Consider the following 16,539-nt stretch of genomic DNA (forward strand, 5'->3'; position numbering starts at 1 on the left):
CGAAGACTCCTCTTCAATGATCATCGGAAAAATGCTCCAACATTACTGTCCGAAGCTATGATCATTTGCCGGTTAGCATCACAGAACATCGGTGGTACCGTACGCTGTTTTAACGAGCAAAAATGCTGAGCTGAAACTCTACCTACGAATATCATTGGAGCGTGGTCGGTGGCAGGAAAACTGCAAGAAGATCATGAATGCCCGACAGAACGAGAACCTCGGCGAGGCCGGACACGTGCACTGGCGGACGTCACCGGCGAAACCATCAGCGTCGTCGGAGCGCGCACACATAATTTGAGAGACCTGACGGTCGACATCCCGCTCGATCAATGCACGCTGGTCGTCGGCCCGTCTGGATCAGGTAAGTCCTCACTCGCCTTTGGCACCATCCACGCCGCCGCCCACGCCGCATATCTGGAAGGAATCAGTTCGTACTCGCGCTTCACAGAAGCTCGGTTGGCGACACCCGAGGTCGATGCGATTCATGGACTGCGGCCGACCATAGCACTGGCCCAGGGCTACGGCGGCCGATCATCTCGGTCTACGGTGGGAACCGTCACCGACGCCCTTGGCCTGCTGCGCTTGCTGTTCTCTCGCCTCGGGCAACCCGGATACAGCGCTAGTCAATTGTCGTTCAACAACACTGAAGCGGCGTGCGAGGAGTGCGGAGGCGTCGGCACGCTACTGAGTCCGATGGTGGAGCGGATACTCGACAAGAGCCGCACCTTGCGGGAGGGCGCGATCCTTCATCGCGCGTGGAAGGTCAACGGCCGCTACTGGAACATCATCGAGGCAACCGGCGAGCTCCCGTTGGATACCAGGGTATCCGCGCTGTCCAGCGGTCAGCTCGACTTCCTGCTGAACTCCCCCGCTTTCGAGGTGAGCAACCGTAACCCGGGATTTGTCCAGCGCTTCAGCTACGAAGGCATCATTCCGCGGCTGAAGAAACGAGTAGGCGACGCGCGTGATCTGACAACGCGATCGTACGACTTGAACTTCTTCGAACAACAGCCATGCCCGTCATGCCACGGCACGAGGCTCTGTGCCGCGGCTCGCACTGTTCGGATCGGGGAGCACACCTTCGAAAGTGTTCTCGGAGCAGAGGTTACGGAGTTGTCCAGCTTCCTGCAGACACTTGATCAGCCGGTCGCAGCACCGATCCGGCGGCGACTGGTGGCACTGCTCGAGCGCATGTCCGATATGGGGCTGGGGCATCTTACGATGCTGCGCTCGACCACGACGCTGTCGGGCGGGGAGTTGCGGCGCGTGCGTATCGCACACCAACTCATATCTCCGTTGTCCGGTCTCATCTATGTCGTCGACGAAGCCGGAGCGGGGCTGCATTCCGACGAAGCGCGCGCGGTGTACGCCGCGTTGGCGCACTTGTGCGACGGCGGCAACACTGTCCTGTTGGTCGACCATTCCGACGGTGCGCGTGCGGTCTCGGATTATGTCGTACAGATGGGGCCAGGGGGTGGTCGAAATGGCGGAAGGTTGGTTTGGTCCGGCCCGATCAGCGACTACAAAGGGCGCTACGGATTGCTGCCGGATATCGACCGTAGATCGCTACCGACCAGCACCGACAGTCCCGCTCTGACTATCGAGGCACGATCGAACAACCTGCACCCTAGGCTGGTCCGCATTCCGACGAATCGGTTCGTCGTTCTTGCAGGCCCCTCCGGCTCGGGGAAGAGTTCGCTCGCGCTCGATATCGCCGCCCAAACCGAAGGTGCGACGCTGCTGTCGCAGCGCGATATCGGGGGCTCGGTACGTTCCGTGATCGCCACGTATTTGAAAGTCTTCGACCCTATTCGGAAGCTTTTCGGACAAGCCAGTGGACGACCGCCTGGCGACTACAGCTTCAACGGCGCCGGTGCCTGCCCTACCTGTGGCGGCTGGGGCTATCTGCGGATGGACATGCAGTTCCTAGAGGACGTGACAAGCGTCTGCGAGGAGTGCCGCGGCGGCCGGTATCGCCAAGAAGTACGTGATATCCGCGTAGAAGACCACACCATCGCGGAGGTGCTCGACCTCACCGTTGACGAAGCCGTGCAGGTGTTCAAACGCCACGGCGCGATCTTCAGACCGTTGGAAATTGCCGCTTCAGTCGGCATCGGACACCTGGTTATCGGCCAGTCGACCGACACGCTCTCTGGTGGCGAAGCACAGCGGCTGCGTATCTCCACTGAGGTCGCACAACCTCGCCGTGGCGTTCTGCTACTCGACGAGCCAACCCGCGGCCTCGGGTACGACGAGGTTCCACGGTTCATGGCCGTGGTCGACAAAGCGCTCGATGAGGGACGGACAGTGGTTGCAATCGAACACAATCTGGCCGTAATCGCGGCTGCGGACTGGATCATCGAACTCGGCCCAGGCAGCGGCCACCAAGGAGGACAGATCCTCGCCGAAGGCACCGCAGATGATGTTCGCGACGCCGATACCGTGACCGGCCGAGCATTGTCGAAACTGGCGCACCGAACATGATCACCGACAGCCTGCGGACTATCGGCACCGGATATGTCGGGAAGGAACCGTTCGAATACACCGCAGACGTGCTACGCAACGTTGTACGCCTGACCGGCGGCGATCTCGGTTTCGAAACCTGCCTGACCAGCCGCCCGTTCACCGCGCAGACCTACTTGCCACTGCGCCCCGGAGCGATGGCTTTCGGACGCCGCGGATCTGACGGTCCCGACCGTGTCGCTGCCGAACTCGCCGACGGACTAGAGGTCCTCGAGGTGTCCGGCTTCCATGTCGAGACAATCGACAGACTGAATCCGAACGCGCAGCCCCAGCGGCGGATACTCGTCGCTGGGCCCTTTCTGATGCCAGGACGCTGGGCGCCATCGGCCGACCGGCTGGTGTTCGGCGACGTCTGGCGGCACGTAATCGTCGACCCAGACGCCGACATGAGAGTCCAACACGCGGTAATTTGTCTTGACCCCGTTTTCGGCGGCTACACCGCTATCGAACACGAAGCATTCGAACAACCAGGCGTGATGGTTCTAGCTGTGGTACCACCAGACCGGGCGATCGAAATCCCCGAACTAGCACGTCGCTGCTTGCGGCGCGGCGCTGGCTGGCGAAGTACTGAAGCTGGAGAGAACCGCGACCACCGCGGCTTGGAAATGGCAGCAGCAGTGGCGGAATCGCTCTCCATCGGCGGCGCTCAGCGACGTCTACGCTCAACGCTGGCAACGTACGCGTTGCACGCGTTACGGTCTGGTGCGCTGCTCGGCTACTGCGGACCGCTGACATTCGACGAACTCGCACTGGCCGATCTCTTGAGCGAGTTGGTTGTCGATTGCCGCACAACGCAAGCAGCACTGAACGGCCGCCCCGAAAAACTGGCCACGGGGCTACATCGGTTGGCAACAACTGCTGAGACAGTCAGCGAACTGTACGAACGCATTGCCGCAGGCACGGAATGACCCGACTCGTACTCGGCCCAGACGAGGCAACCCTGCAACAGATCAAACTTGCTGCAGCCGAAAAAGATACCCCGTTCTACCTATACGACATGGAAGTGTTCGGTGCGCGTGTCGAGGCGCTCCGCGCGGCTCTACCAGGATGCGATCTCTACTACTCGGCCAAGGCCAACCCACATCCGAATATGCTGAGCACAGCAGCGGCTATGGGCTGCGGAATCGAACTAGCGTCACTTGGTGAGCTGAATGCGATCGTCACTGCCGGCATCGAGCCCGCCCGCACAGTACTGGTCGGGCCAGCCAAGTCAGAACGACTAATCGCGGCTGCGATCGAGCAGGATGTGACCGTCGTCGTCGAGAGCGAGAACGAACTCCTGCGAATCATTCGGCTGGCGACCGGTCGTACTCGCTCTGTTCAGGTGATGCTCCGACTGAATATCACGGGTGCACGCGGTGGGCTGCGGATGTCGGGCCATCAGTTCGGCATGAGTCGATCGCAGATTCTGACATGCCTCGAGTTGTTGTCGACGGCTAGAGAGCTATCGTTTACCGGCTACCATGGCTACCTCGCGTCACAGCTTCTCAGCGCGGCCGATGTCATTCACAACGCCAAGCTTGTTGTCGACGTAGTCACCGAGCTCCGCGAACTCGGCTTTCCTGCCACGAACATCGACCTAGGTGGCGGCTTCGGAATCGGCTACGCGCAGGGCGAGAAAGAGCTCGACCTTGCTGCACTGCAGCCAGATATACCTCACGTTCAGTCAGCTGCCGGCGGCGCGCAGTTGATGTTCGAGTCCGGCCGTTTCATCGCGGGGCCCGCCGGAGCACTGGTCTGCCGTGTCGTCGACATCAAGACAATCGACAACCGACGGTTCGTACTCCTCGACGGCGGCATGAACGCGAGCGGACTGTTCGGAGGCGGCAACGGGATGCGAAACCTCAACCACAGCGTGGTGCGCGATGCCACCGTTGTGACCGGTGGAACACCAGCGAACATATGCGGACCTCTGTGCACGCCGATGGATCGGCTCGCCACCAACGTCCCCTGCGCCGCCGCCATAGACGACCTAGTCGTCTGGTGGAACATGGGCGCGTACGGCCTCACTGCAGCTCCAGTGGACTTCCTCTCATTTCCTCACCCAATCGAAGTATTTCATGATCAGCTCGCCATACGCTTATGACGTCTCTCTCACTATCACTAAAATGCCACCCAGCGCCTTTATCAGAGGAGGCGAAGAGTGCCACGATTACATCGCGCATCCCAGCTCAGCGCCGAAGCCTTTGTTGATCATTATGTGATTCCCCGAACCCCGGTCATTGTCACAGACGAAGTGACCCGCTGGCCAGCTTCCCATCGCTGGAGCTGGGACTATCTTGTCAACTTGCTCGGCGATCAACTCATCGATGTATATGGGGACTGGTTCACCCCTGCATTCACCACTACCTTCGCCTCATTTATCGCCACGAATATACTGGCAACTCCCACCACGGACTACCGTTACGTGCGGTGGTTCTCCCGAAACCGACCCGGTGCCGGCCTCTGGGCAGACGATGCATTCGCTGCGCTGAGCGATGATTGGCATGCGCCAATTCTATTCCCGTCCACCGGCTATATAGTTCCGCCGGTGACACCACCCAGGACAATCGATCCGACCATTGACCCACTGCCCTACCGCGCGCTATTCGTCTCGGGCGTCGGTGCCAGAACTCGACTGCACGTAGACCCATGGATGAGCTCAGCACTGTTGTGCGGCGTTGTCGGTACCAAATACCTCACCATGTGGTCACCGGAAAATCATGGCGCCATGCTGCGGCACTCCGAGCGAGGTGCGGCCGGCGCCGGATCCGGAGTCGCTCCAACCTTCACCGATATTCTCCACCCCGGCGAGATGTTGTTCATACCTGCTGGCTGGTGGCACGAAGTGGACACGGTCACGAGCTCAGTTTCGATCACATGGAATTTTGTGCATCAATCGCACGCCGAATTATTGCGGGACCACATCGCTCGATTCCCGAACGATCCAGAGCTCGATGTTCTCGACTATTTTATTGACGGGGGCCGCTCTCACGCTATTAGCGCTCATCCTGCGGCGACATCCTGCTACGTCCCGGCGGACTACATGCCCGCCGAGCGAACATGGCCGAAACCATGACGACGAACGGAGCGTTTCGATGTCGAGAGCCAAATTATCGAATTACAAACCTCTACATTGGGAGCCAATAACAGGACCGAAACGTACCATCGCTGTACGGGCAGTGCGCAAGGATGTCGTCATTGCCGGCATGAATCATGCAAGTGGCGGTCGTGCGCTACTTCGAGGATCAGTGCTGATCGTGCCGCTGATCGCGACCTCCTATCTCGCTATCAACGTCACGGCGTGGTGGGCATGGGGGCTCCACCTGGTACTGGCAACTTTTTTGTTCTGCACCCTGCCCGCCGTCTATCACGAAGCCGCGCATAATAATCTGAGCCGCAGCCCGACGGTGAACGACATCGCCGGAACGCTAGCTGCCGCGCTGCACGCGGTTCCCTTCGCGACCTGGCGATATTTCCATCTGGCGCACCATGCCAACACTGGCACAGCGAAAGACTCCGAGGTATATGGGACACGATGGTCGCGCGCGAGACTGATCTTGTTCCCGTTCACTCAATGGGCGTTCCTGGTCATCCTGTGGCGGTGGACTTTCAGCACGGTCGCGGGCCGCGGTCCGCGCTGGATCAGGAGCGACCGACAGCGAAGAGCAGTCACTGTCAATGTGATCGCCACGACGGTTGTCTGGTCGGGCATGATCCTCGGATGCGTGTGGCAGCCACAGCTCATCATCCTGCTGATCGCCCCCTGCGCGCTCAGCATCGTCGTCGCGGCCTTGACACTCGTGCCAGAACATTTCCCCGCCTACGACACCGAGCCGGGCGATGCGGACCAATTGGACCGAACCGCAACCTTTCGATCCAATCGGATCCTACGGCTGATCTTGTGGAACTCGAACTTCCACGCCGCGCATCACTTTGCGCCGAAGGTGCCCGCGCACCGGCTACCCGAGCTCGACAAGATGATCAGCAGCATCCAGGACCCTCGATGGCGCTGGCTGGGCTACTACCACTGGTACTGTCATCACCTCGCCCGACTCTCGTGGGCAACGGTCGACCTGGCCACAGGGAGCAATAGAATCGCTGAAACCGTTGAGGAGAAGTGATCGTGCACGAGACCGACGACCGGCTTCCACGTGCGATTAACACCGTCGTCATCTATTCCGACCTCCATTGCTCTTTTGCGCACTTGGCCATCCACCAAATGCTCAGGGTCCGTACAGCTCTCGGTCTCGACGGTCGTATCTGGTTCGATCACCGAGTGTTCCCGCTCGAGCTGCATAACCATAGGGTCAATTCGTTGCGAGGAGTGAACTCGGAGGCCGCAGTGGTCGGCGCGTTGGACCCAGACGCCGGTTGGCAGCTGTGGCAAGCTCCCGATTGGGAGTACCCGGTGTCAGTGCTGCTACCAATGGAAGCTGTCCAAGCAGCAAAGCAGCAAAGTTGGGCCGCTGGCGAGGAGTTGGACCGAGGGCTGCGGACGGCGTTCTGGAAGAGCAGCCGCTGCATATCGATGCGCCACGTGATCGACGACATCGCAGCAGCATGCCCGTCGATCGACCACAACCGCCTGTTCAACGACCTCGACCGCGGCACCTGGCGGCACCTTCTGTTCGAGCAATTCGCCCAGACTCTCGGCGGCCTGGTCAACTGCAGCCCGCACGTCTTTCTTTGGGACGGCACAGACGCCGCCAATCCTGGAGTCACCAGTCGCTGGATCAACGGCCGGTTCGGAGTCGGTTACCCAGTTATCGAGGAGTACGACCGGGCCGTCTACCAGCGACTGCTGACTCGCGCCGCCGACCTCGCGGGTATCTCGGTCTCCGGATGACGCCGTCAGACATCGATCACGAGGAGGCGGCGCACCTCGACCTCGTACGCGCAGTATCGGAAGAGTTCGACGCGTTACAAGCACGCGGATTTCTCTCCGAACGACGGCCCGGCCAACTCGAGATGGCGGCTTTGGTCGCCGAAGCCGTAGATCGCCGACGCCATCTCGTGATTCGAGCAGGCACCGGTGTCGGCAAAACGTTGGCATACCTGATCCCTGCAATCCTCTCGGGTCGGCGCACGGTTGTGTCGACTGCGACAAAGCAACTTCAAGAACAGATCGCTGCGCGAGATCTACCTGCACTGTGCAAGGCGCTCGGCCGCGACATCACCTGGGCAGTCGTCAAGGGACGAGGAAGCTACGTCTGCCAACAACGCCTCATCGAGGTCGACGCCGATCTCGATGATGGTCGACCGGCCGCCTACAAACGGCTCTTCGAGTGGGCTCAGACCACTGAGTCCGGCGATCGAGACGAGTTGACCACCGCCGTATCCGACACCTTGTGGCGACGGGTATCTGTCCGGGGCGACGAGTGCCCGGGCCGCGCCCGCTGCCCCTCCGGCGACACTTGCTTCGCCGAGCGCGCCCGCAGCCAGGCAACCACTGCCGATGTGGTGGTCACCAACCATCACGTCTATGCGGCCACCCTTACTTCTTCGCATCAGATGCTTCCCGACCACGCAATTGCCATATTCGACGAAGCGCATCAACTCGAAGAGGCAATCCGCCAGATGACCTCGACGTACGTAGATGTTGCGCGAATCGCCCGCATCTCCGGAGCACCTGCAGACAGTCCGCTTGCGGATCTGCTCGAAGCACTGACATTTCATGTCGGCACGCATCTCGCCCAAGCGCCGGAGAACCTCGACACCACATTGAAGGCAGCCACGGAGATGATCTACGCCGCCGCGGCCGAGCAACGGGCACTTGTTTCAGCAGGGCAGGACAGCGCGCGGCGCCGCGCCCATGCCCTCGCACTGATCGGTGAGAATCTGGCCCTCAGCCAAACAACCGCGGACCGACCCCGCTGGGTCGAAGGAACGCTGAGCCAACCCGTGCTCCGCTCCTATTCCGCAGACAGTGGCGTGCATCAGATTCTCGGCGACCCGCAGCGACGCACAGTCATCATGACCAGCGCCACGATCGGCGACGACATACCCGCTGCATTCGGAATCCCCTCCGATGCAGCGACAACAGCAACTGTGTCCAGCCCTTTCCGATACGAAGACCAGGCAGTCTTCTATTGCGCCGCCGATCTGCCCGACCCACGACAACCTGGGTGGGCAGCAGCCGCACACACCGAACTAGCCACCTTGATCAAAGCCGCAGGAGGACGAACCCTGGCGCTGTTCACATCGTGGAACTCCCTACACGCAGCTCGCGGGGCAGTTGCACCGACACTCGATGTAGACGTGCTGGTTCAAGGCGAGCTGGGTCGCCAGGAACTGCTACGACGCTTTCGCGACGACAATACGTCTTGTCTCTTCGGCACCATCGGACTCGCTCAGGGAACCGACATCCCGGGAGACGCATTAACTCTCGTCACCCTCGACCGCCTTCCCTTCCCTCCGGCACGCGATCCCTACTACCAGGCGCGGCGAGCCACCGCCCGTGCCAGAGCCTTTCAAGACGTCGATCTCCGACACGCCCAAACCCTGCTCGCACAGGTAGCTGGCAGGCTCATCCGCAAAAGCACAGACCGCGGCGTCTTCGCTGTACTCGATCCGCGCCTCGCTAACGCCGGCTATCGCTGGTCGCTGGTCAACGCCGTACCACCGATGAGACGGAGCCGAGACAGCGCAGAAGTCTGCGAATTCCTCCGGTCTCTGCGTCCCGTCGATCCAGACGCTGGGGTTACATCCCCGTTGGATCCCAAATCCCCTGATCAGAATCGATTTCGCCGAAACCCGTGAGCTGAAGAACACCCATCGGATCCGAACATTCCCCATCTAAAGTGTGAGATTTTGATGAGACGGGTCGAGTCGGGAACCTGCGGTGGATGTCTTCCACCGAGCGTGAATCAGTGCCACCCTTCGACTCGATTCTGATGCCCGTCGGAATCACTGTGTCTGGTCCATCGGCGGACGCGTCAGGGTCTGGTCGTCGACCTCTTCGGCGTGTCGTAAAGCGGACGCGCCGATACATCCTCGCCGTCAGCTATCTCTTGGCCATTGCGATCGGCCACCGCCTCACGAGAGCTGCTGGCTGCCGACCGCGGAATCCGAATGAGCCCAGGACCCGGTCTAGCACAGAACACACGGGTGTTCCGCAACGGCGAATGGCGTGACGGAAAGACGGTCTTCATGCGCTGCACCACATGTCAGTGCACCCCATGGGGTACCGCGATCGCGGATGCCGCGAACTTCTCGCCGCCCGGCGTCCACCCAGCGCCGGTGATGGCCCGAGCACATGCCCTCCACCACCGCGAGCCCGTCGCAGACCGCCGCCATGCATCCGCCGGCCCGCCGATCGGCGGGGCGGACGGGTCTGCTCGGACGAGCGGCTCGGCGAACTGCGGCCCAAACCGTTCCCGCAGCATATGTTCCAGATCCGGCTGCGACGAAGCGGCCAGGAGAGCTCGGTGCGGACTGGTCACGATGCTGCTTCCTCGGTCGAGTCCGGCAGCAGGCTCGCCGTTACCAGGGCTCGCCGTACGTTCTCGACGTCGAGATGGCGTAGGTGTGGGTGATGCTCGAATGATCCATGAGCGTCTGCACGATCTCGGCCCGGACGCCGCGCCGCGACAGTTCGGTGGCGTAGCTGCGCCGAAAGTGAGGGGTTCGGGGCTGATGGTGTAGTTCCATTCGCCGTGCCAGTCATAGCGGGTGATCGGCATGGCGCCGAATTGTTCGTCGCTCAATCCTGGTGAGGCATGGCCGACGACGCGCAGAATATGCGTACCTGCGCAGATGTGAAGCAGTTTCGCCCGCGATGGTCCGCGGCAGCGTAGTCATCAGCCGGACCGCGGATCCGTATGCGGCCCGCCACAGCTCGTCTATGTCTGGATCACGCATCCATCGGCAGTGACCGATTTGTGCCGCCACCAGCTGATATTCGCCCGAAACCCATCCCGATCACCCTGTTGACCGGCATGACACCAAGCTCGCGGCCCGGCCCAGCGGCGCCGACGACAGCAGTGCGCGTCCGCACCTTGATGATCGCGGCACCGCGCTGGCGCGTGCCATCGATAGCGGCCCGGCGCTCCGACTCAGCGATCCATATCCTTTGCAGCAATGGATATTCAGAGGTCGGAGTCGTGTTCGCCGGTATGCGGAACATGCCGAACTTATCGCTGGCAACGCGGGCGCAGCGAGGCTAGTCCCGCGGTATTCGGCCCGCGCAGCCGCAGCGGCCCCGTGCGCATCGACCATCTCTGAAAGAGAAGTAGCTCCAATTCGGCGCAGACTGCCTCGCGGTGATCTGTGCGCTTGGGATCGTTCGGCTGGGTTCGGTTCGGTGGGGACAGCACGGGCGTGTCCGCTGGTCCGGCGGGGTATGCGGTTCGATTAGCCAACCATGCTGTGTCCGAACGGTATTCGCCCAGATCATGGTGGCATGATTCTCGAAATTCTCACCGGGATCGGCGCGTTCGTCCTCATTCTTCAGTCCGCTACCCAGGTCCCCGTCGCAGTTGCCGCGTTGGTGCGTGCCTGCGGAACGGTTTTCGACGCGGTACGCGAACTCCGCGACACCACTACCCGGCCCGCAAGCCACCCTCACAATGAATCCGACAAGCACTACAGCGGTGATGGCCGGTGAACCACCGACGTCCGCGACTGGAAGAGCGGACCCGCAGAGTCGCTGTCGCTCTGTTCACCACGGCGGCTTCGGCGTCGCTTCGCCCTCTGGCGCAGAATACCGGGCTCTGGTGGGATCCTTGCCGGGCCGGAGCCAAGAGGGCAGTAGGACCGAGGCCATACTGTCGCAACGGCATCGAACGCACGAAACGAGATCGAGGGAGATGGAGGGGTGAATCGTGGTCGATGTCGCTGAGGTCCAGACACCGGCTGAACTTCGCTCAGCCTTGAAGGCGCTGATCAAGCACAAGCATCTAACCTACGACGCCATCATTGCGGGGGCGGAGATCGGCCGGGCGACGCTCAGCGAAATGCTAAGCGGCAAAACTGGTTTCCCCCGGTGGGGCACCATTGAGAAGGTGCTGGCGGTCTGCAAGGTCACCAACCAGGAGTTTACGGCCTGGGAACGCGCCTATCAGCGAGCCAGTGTCGAGGGCATCGGCAAGCCACTCAGCCCAAACCTGGATCCGTTCGAGCTGGAGGTGCACCGACCGATCGCGGTGACCACCGCCGGTGAACTCGCGCCGCTGCCGCCCTACGTCGCGCGAGGACACGACTTCGAGTTAGCGCGCGTGGTGCAAAGCGCTGCCGATGGCGTGAGTCGACTGACGGTCCTGCGGGCGGGGTCCTCAGCGGGAAAGACCAGGGCGTTGTGGGAGGCGTTAGGGCCCCTGATCGCCGTGGGTGGGTGGCGGTTGTGGCATCCGATCAGCCCGACTCGCCGCGGTGCGCTCGCAGAGCTGGACCGGGTGCGGCCGCGGACGGTGGTGTGGCTCAATGAAACCCAGGAATATCTGCAAGGGGACTCCGGGGCCTGTGACGAGCGGACCGCGGTAGCGTTGGCCGAACTGCTCGCCGACGCTACTCGGGCGCCGGTGCTGATCCTGGGTACCTTGTGGCCCGACGACTACAACCGTCTGTGCGACGAACGGGCCTCCCAAGTGAAAAAACTGCTCGCTGGCAACGTGATCGACGTACTGGACTCATTTACCGTCGCGGCTCTAGAGCAGTTGCGCGGTGCCGCAGGCAGTGACCCACGGTTGAAGCTGGCCCTGCTCGGCGCCGAGGATGGGAGGATCACCCAGTACCTGGCCGGAGGCCCGGAATTGATCGAACGGTACCGGACCTGCTCCCCGGCCGCCCGAGCGATCATCGAGGTCGCGATGGACGCCCGTCGTATGGGCCACCGCAACGCCATCCCGTGCGCGCTGCTGCGGAGAGCCGCCCCGGCATACATCAACGACTACGACTGGGACACGAACTGCGGCGAGGACTGGCTGGAGAAAGCACTCGTCGAAACCAGCAGACGCTGTCGCGGCGTGCGTGGGCCGGTCACCCCGATCCGCCCTCGTCCCGGCGGTATCGGTGATCGCACCGATACCCACCACAATACGAGCGAGGCCCTGTATCAATTGGCCGACTACCTTGATCAATACGGTCGCGTCGCACGCCGAGAATCACTGCCTCCCAGCGAATTCTGGTATGCAGCTGCCTTCCACGCTGACCCAGCCCAGTTGACGATGATGGCGGACGCCTCTGCTGCGCGTGGCCTGTACCGCGACGCCGCACGCATGTACAAGAGAGCCACCGCTCACGGTGACACAAGTGCTGCGGACAAGCTCCTGCTCAAGCTCCAGGACTTGCACCCACACGATCGTCGACCTGCTCTCTGGGTGATCGAACACCTCGGTCTCGCAGACATGTTCGATCACCATTCGCCGATGATGAGCTTGCAGTTCAATTCCGCCACGGCCGATTTGGTCAAGGAATTGGCCCGCCGCGCAGCGGCCACCATGCATCTCGATGACCCACACCGTGCGGCGCGCCTGGTGACCATACTGCACAAGACAGAACAGACACACTTGATCTCCGATGTCGCTTGGCGAACTGCCACTAACCTCGCCCTCGGCCCCGAGGCTGGCGCCCTCGCGCAACTCCTGAACGAACTTAGGAACGTCGGCGAGGTCGCGCCAGCGAGATACCTCATCGACCGAATCGCTGACAGCGTTCCCCTGAAGGACCCGCACTACACGCAGCAACTTCTATGGGCTGTGCGCCATGTGGGGGCAACCGAATCGTTTGCTGAACTCTCACACCGCGCCGCAACCGAGGTACCTCTCGACGATCCGGATGCGGTGTTGACGCTGACACAGTTGCATTTGCTGCACGGGGCGCCCCTCCACGTTCTTGCCCGCAGAGCAGCCGACCACCTCAGCCTTCAACACGGGCGGCGCGCAGCCCGGCTCGTGGAAGCCTTACATCGCTTGGGTGAGACCGACGCAGCCACGGACCTTGCCGCCCGGGTCGAGACCGAGACCCGAGCCGACCGCGCCGGGACCATCGCGGTACTGATGAAGAGCTTGCACGATATCGGGCACACAGACGAGGCTGTCGCCCTTGCCCGCCGGACCTGCACCACCGTTTCCATAGCCCACGCATTCGACATGAACTTGATGGTGCAAGGCTCCCATAGCGTGGGCGCTACCGATGCCGTCGCTGAACTGGCCCGCCGCGCAACGACAACCATGCCCGTGGCCAATACCTTCTGGGTGGCACACTTGGTGAACACACTGTGCACGGTGGGACACGCTCAGGCGGGAGCGGCGCTCGCTCGTCGGGCCGCCACAACCGTCCCTCTGGAGACCGTGGATGTGATAGCGCCGCTCACGAAAGCGCTGTATGAAGTCGAAGAGACTGAACTTGCCCGCGAACTCGCTTACCTCTCGACCACCTCAGCACGCCTGGACAACGCCTGGGCCGTGGCCGAGTTAGTGAAAGTGCTGCACGCCAACTCAGAACATAGCCTCGTCAACGCCCTCGCGCTCCGTGCCGCCAACGGCGTCTGTCTCGACAACCCATCCAATACGGCCGATCTGATAGGCCAACTCCACGAGGTGGGTCAGGTCCATGCGCTCCACGAGCTAGGGCAGTACGCCGCTGCCACCACCCCGCTTGACGCGACCAGCTATCGCGAAGCGCCCTACCTCCACGAGCTACTGGCAGCACTACACCAAGCGGGTGCACACGACGCCGAAACCGAACTCGCCCAGCGCGCAGCTGTCGAACCCGCCATCTTCACGCATATCACGACGGTATTGATGGAAAGTCTGCAGCGAGCGGGAGCCACCAGCATGCTCGAAGAACTAGTCCGGCGGCTGCCCGCGGCAGGGGCCTTTGACACCTTCCGCCGCATCAACGACAGTCGGTCGAACTACAAGTTCGGGCGCGAGCGGGACGGGAACTGCTCCGCCGAGTGGGGATGGGAAGACCTGGAGTAACCACGTCATCAGGAGCGCTGTAAAGGCGAGTGAGAGACCGAAGTGGTTTCCGCATCCCGCAATGTATGGTTTGGCGTGATCCGTCGAGGGGAATGGGAGTCCGACGGTCGCAGTCGGACATTCTGACGGCGATTTCGACGCCGCGTTCCATGGCATGAATACACTCCGCACACTTGAGCCGCCGGGCAACCATCTCCTGCCGCAGATACGCAGCGGACTCGTAACGATCCTGCAGGGGTTGAGCGCGATATCGCTCCGGAGCGGAACGCCGAATGTTCTGCGCGACTAAGTGAGACGGCTGACCGTTCGGCTTACGGAGCTCGATCGGCTACTTGGAGCTGGACTTTCATTACGAGTGACCTCGGCGGTGTGCTCTGGTGTCCAGCTGGCGCCGTCCTGTCCAGGTCAGAGGCCCTTTCGTGTCCCGTTGATGTCGTCGTGTCCGGCATGTACCTGCCTGTCTTGGCGCAGTGGCGGCACACTGAACACCATTCCTGACCTGCGCGTAGACACGACCTGAGACTATCGGGACTGGGTACCGCACGCCGACACATCCGTTCCAGAGCGGGGAAGATCTCCACAGTTGGGCGCGCAGGCGGTTGATCTGCCGGGTGCGGTCGAAGACCACGTCTAAGCGTCGGTTGGTCAGCGTGCGCAGGTCCACGGCGATCTCGTCGCCGGGCCGCAGCAGACCGAGGTCCCGACGGAGGCGGGCCTGGTCGGCGCTGCCGAAGGCGTCCAATCGGTTTTTCCCCTCGCCCTGGTAACCGAAGCCCGGTGGACCGCGAGGCCCCGGTCAGGTAGACCATGGGCTGGTCGTGGCCGAGGAGCAGCCCCGATCAGCAGGGCGGCACCACCATGATTGAGGTCGACGGCCCACAGCGTGTAAATGGATATCGCCAAGACATCACCGATCAGCCCGAGCAGTTCGGTCTCGTCGTTCAACACGCACCGCAACAGCAGCCGTTCACCATCGGTGTAGATCACCACGAAGTGGTGATCTACACCGATGTCCACCCCGCCCAGATCTCGGCCACGGTCACCTCCGTCAGTTCGCCGTCTCACATATCGCCCGCAGACGACCGCGGCGACGTTGTCCTACAGCAGCGATCGAATCGCGTCTCCCAATTGGCGGTCGAGTCGTCGCAGGGTTCCAGGCGGCCAAGTCCTTTGAGCCTTGCCAACGGCGATCCAATGACAGCCATACCCAAAACCCCTGGGGCCTACCGATCCTACGAATGACCGGAGTTGACACGGATCAGACCCCCGCTCTGAAAGGTAGGACTCCCAATGAGGCATCGCATCGTCCCGACCGGACGCGCCGTTCGATATATCCCTCGACATCTGACCGCGCACGGTGTCTCATATAGGGAGCTTTCGCCGCAGCACCGGACATCAGCACAGACGCCGTTGCGCAGCAGACGTCACCGCGGCGCCACCACGTCGGGAGGGGACGTAGGCATGGACATCGATATCTCCTGCCCCACTTGCGGGCGCATGGAGTGGGTCCAAAGTGTGCCGGCGATCCGCGCGACCGGAGTCCAGACGATCACGGGCACCGACTATTACACCGGTGTCGGGATCGCTTCCAGCGGCTTGGTACCTGTCGTCGGCTCCGCGACGATTGAACGTACGAGCACTTCGAACCTTGCACGTGCTCTGGCCATCGCACCGGCTCAACGTCGATCAGGTCGACTGGTTGCATGGGGGCTGCTGATGTCGATCCCATTCCTCGGAGCCCTTGCCCCGATGACCTTCTCGGTAATGCGGCCACAGCCCGGTGTCGGATGGGGTTGGGCGCTGTTCGCGGCTCTTGTCATTCTTGGTGTGCTCGCGACACCTTCCGCGATCGCGTTCGCGATCGCCAGTCATCGCGTCCGTCGCAACAGTCGGATTTCTCGTGGGATCCCCGCCGCCAGCGTTGTCTGGCGGGCTGGTCAATACTGCCACCGCTGCGGGCTCTGCTTCTGGCCCTACCCTCCCACCGCCACCGTTACCGCCCGAGAATCCATCGCGCCACACCAGTTCACCTCGATCGTCTGGAACGCAGGCGGATACGCCAACGTATGAGCTACACGCTGCGGCGGTTGCATTCAACCGTAGCGTCGACCTC

At 62.0% G+C, this 16,539-nt stretch carries 14 protein-coding genes; 11 read left to right on the forward strand and 3 right to left on the reverse strand.

Going from position 1 to position 16,539, the window contains the following annotated elements; translation table 11 throughout:
- Positions 1-168: 168 nt before the first annotated feature.
- The 7 genes from ACHQ4I_RS11070 to ACHQ4I_RS11100 all read left to right on the forward strand — a co-directional run bounded on the left by ACHQ4I_RS11070 (position 169) and on the right by ACHQ4I_RS11100 (position 9,264).
- The gene (locus ACHQ4I_RS11070; protein WP_420771608.1) at positions 169-2,484 is read left to right on the forward strand and encodes an excinuclease ABC subunit UvrA; all 2,316 of its coding nucleotides are present in this window, start codon (positions 169-171) and stop codon (positions 2,482-2,484) included.
- Positions 2,481-3,431, forward strand: coding sequence for a hypothetical protein (locus ACHQ4I_RS11075; RefSeq protein ID WP_420771609.1), 951 nt, complete (start codon positions 2,481-2,483; stop codon positions 3,429-3,431). The genes ACHQ4I_RS11070 and ACHQ4I_RS11075 overlap by 4 nt, the downstream gene beginning before the upstream one ends.
- Entirely contained in the window at positions 3,428-4,609 is a 1,182-nt protein-coding gene (locus ACHQ4I_RS11080) for an alanine racemase (RefSeq protein ID WP_420771610.1), read from the forward strand. The genes ACHQ4I_RS11075 and ACHQ4I_RS11080 overlap by 4 nt, the downstream gene beginning before the upstream one ends.
- Positions 4,610-4,666: 57 nt before the next feature.
- Entirely contained in the window at positions 4,667-5,581 is a 915-nt protein-coding gene (locus tag ACHQ4I_RS11085) for a cupin-like domain-containing protein (RefSeq protein ID WP_420771611.1), read from the forward strand.
- Positions 5,582-5,684: 103 nt separating this feature from the next.
- The gene (locus tag ACHQ4I_RS11090) at positions 5,685-6,626 is read left to right on the forward strand and encodes a fatty acid desaturase family protein (protein WP_420771612.1); all 942 of its coding nucleotides are present in this window, start codon (positions 5,685-5,687) and stop codon (positions 6,624-6,626) included.
- Positions 6,627-6,628: 2 nt separating this feature from the next.
- Positions 6,629-7,351 carry a dithiol-disulfide isomerase gene (locus tag ACHQ4I_RS11095; protein WP_420771613.1) on the forward strand — a complete coding sequence of 241 codons (723 nt, stop codon included), beginning with the start codon at positions 6,629-6,631 and terminating at the stop codon, positions 7,349-7,351.
- Positions 7,348-9,264, forward strand: a complete 1,917-nt coding sequence (locus ACHQ4I_RS11100) for an ATP-dependent DNA helicase (RefSeq protein ID WP_420771614.1) — start codon at positions 7,348-7,350, stop codon at positions 9,262-9,264. Before ACHQ4I_RS11095 ends, ACHQ4I_RS11100 begins: the two co-directional genes overlap by 4 nt.
- A 723-nt stretch (positions 9,265-9,987) precedes the next feature.
- Here ACHQ4I_RS11100 and ACHQ4I_RS11105 read toward each other — a convergent pair.
- Together ACHQ4I_RS11105 and ACHQ4I_RS11110 are read right to left on the reverse strand one after the other, a co-directional pair.
- Positions 9,988-10,155 (reverse strand): site-specific integrase, encoded by a 168-nt coding sequence (locus tag ACHQ4I_RS11105; protein WP_420771615.1) that lies wholly within the window; start codon positions 10,153-10,155, stop codon positions 9,988-9,990.
- Between the two features lie 202 nt (positions 10,156-10,357).
- Positions 10,358-10,630, reverse strand: a complete 273-nt coding sequence (locus tag ACHQ4I_RS11110) for a hypothetical protein (protein WP_420771616.1) — start codon at positions 10,628-10,630, stop codon at positions 10,358-10,360.
- A gap of 276 nt (positions 10,631-10,906) precedes the next feature.
- Between ACHQ4I_RS11110 and ACHQ4I_RS11115 the strand changes: the two genes are divergently transcribed.
- Positions 10,907-11,110 carry a hypothetical protein gene (locus ACHQ4I_RS11115; protein ID WP_420771617.1) on the forward strand — a complete coding sequence of 68 codons (204 nt, stop codon included), beginning with the start codon at positions 10,907-10,909 and terminating at the stop codon, positions 11,108-11,110.
- A 217-nt stretch (positions 11,111-11,327) separates the two neighbouring features.
- A complete protein-coding gene (locus ACHQ4I_RS11120) occupies positions 11,328-14,426 on the forward strand; it encodes a hypothetical protein (protein ID WP_420771618.1) in 3,099 nt (1,032 codons plus the stop codon).
- 349 nt (positions 14,427-14,775) lie between these two features.
- Here the strand turns inward: ACHQ4I_RS11120 and ACHQ4I_RS11125 are convergent, their stop codons facing one another.
- Positions 14,776-15,168 (reverse strand): IS110 family transposase, encoded by a 393-nt coding sequence (locus ACHQ4I_RS11125; protein ID WP_420771619.1) that lies wholly within the window; start codon positions 15,166-15,168, stop codon positions 14,776-14,778.
- Between the two features lie 116 nt (positions 15,169-15,284).
- Here ACHQ4I_RS11125 and ACHQ4I_RS11130 point away from each other — a divergent pair, with 116 nt between their 5' ends.
- Together ACHQ4I_RS11130 and ACHQ4I_RS11135 are read left to right on the forward strand one after the other, a co-directional pair.
- On the forward strand, positions 15,285-15,668 hold the full coding sequence (locus ACHQ4I_RS11130) for a hypothetical protein (protein ID WP_420771620.1): 384 nt from the start codon (positions 15,285-15,287) through the stop codon (positions 15,666-15,668).
- A gap of 219 nt (positions 15,669-15,887) precedes the next feature.
- Positions 15,888-16,496, forward strand: a complete 609-nt coding sequence (locus tag ACHQ4I_RS11135; RefSeq protein ID WP_420771621.1) for a hypothetical protein — start codon at positions 15,888-15,890, stop codon at positions 16,494-16,496.
- Positions 16,497-16,539: the final 43 nt, after the last annotated feature.

The organism is Nocardia nepalensis (assembly GCF_048910785.1).
Lineage (GTDB): Bacteria > Actinomycetota > Actinomycetes > Mycobacteriales > Mycobacteriaceae > Nocardia > Nocardia nepalensis.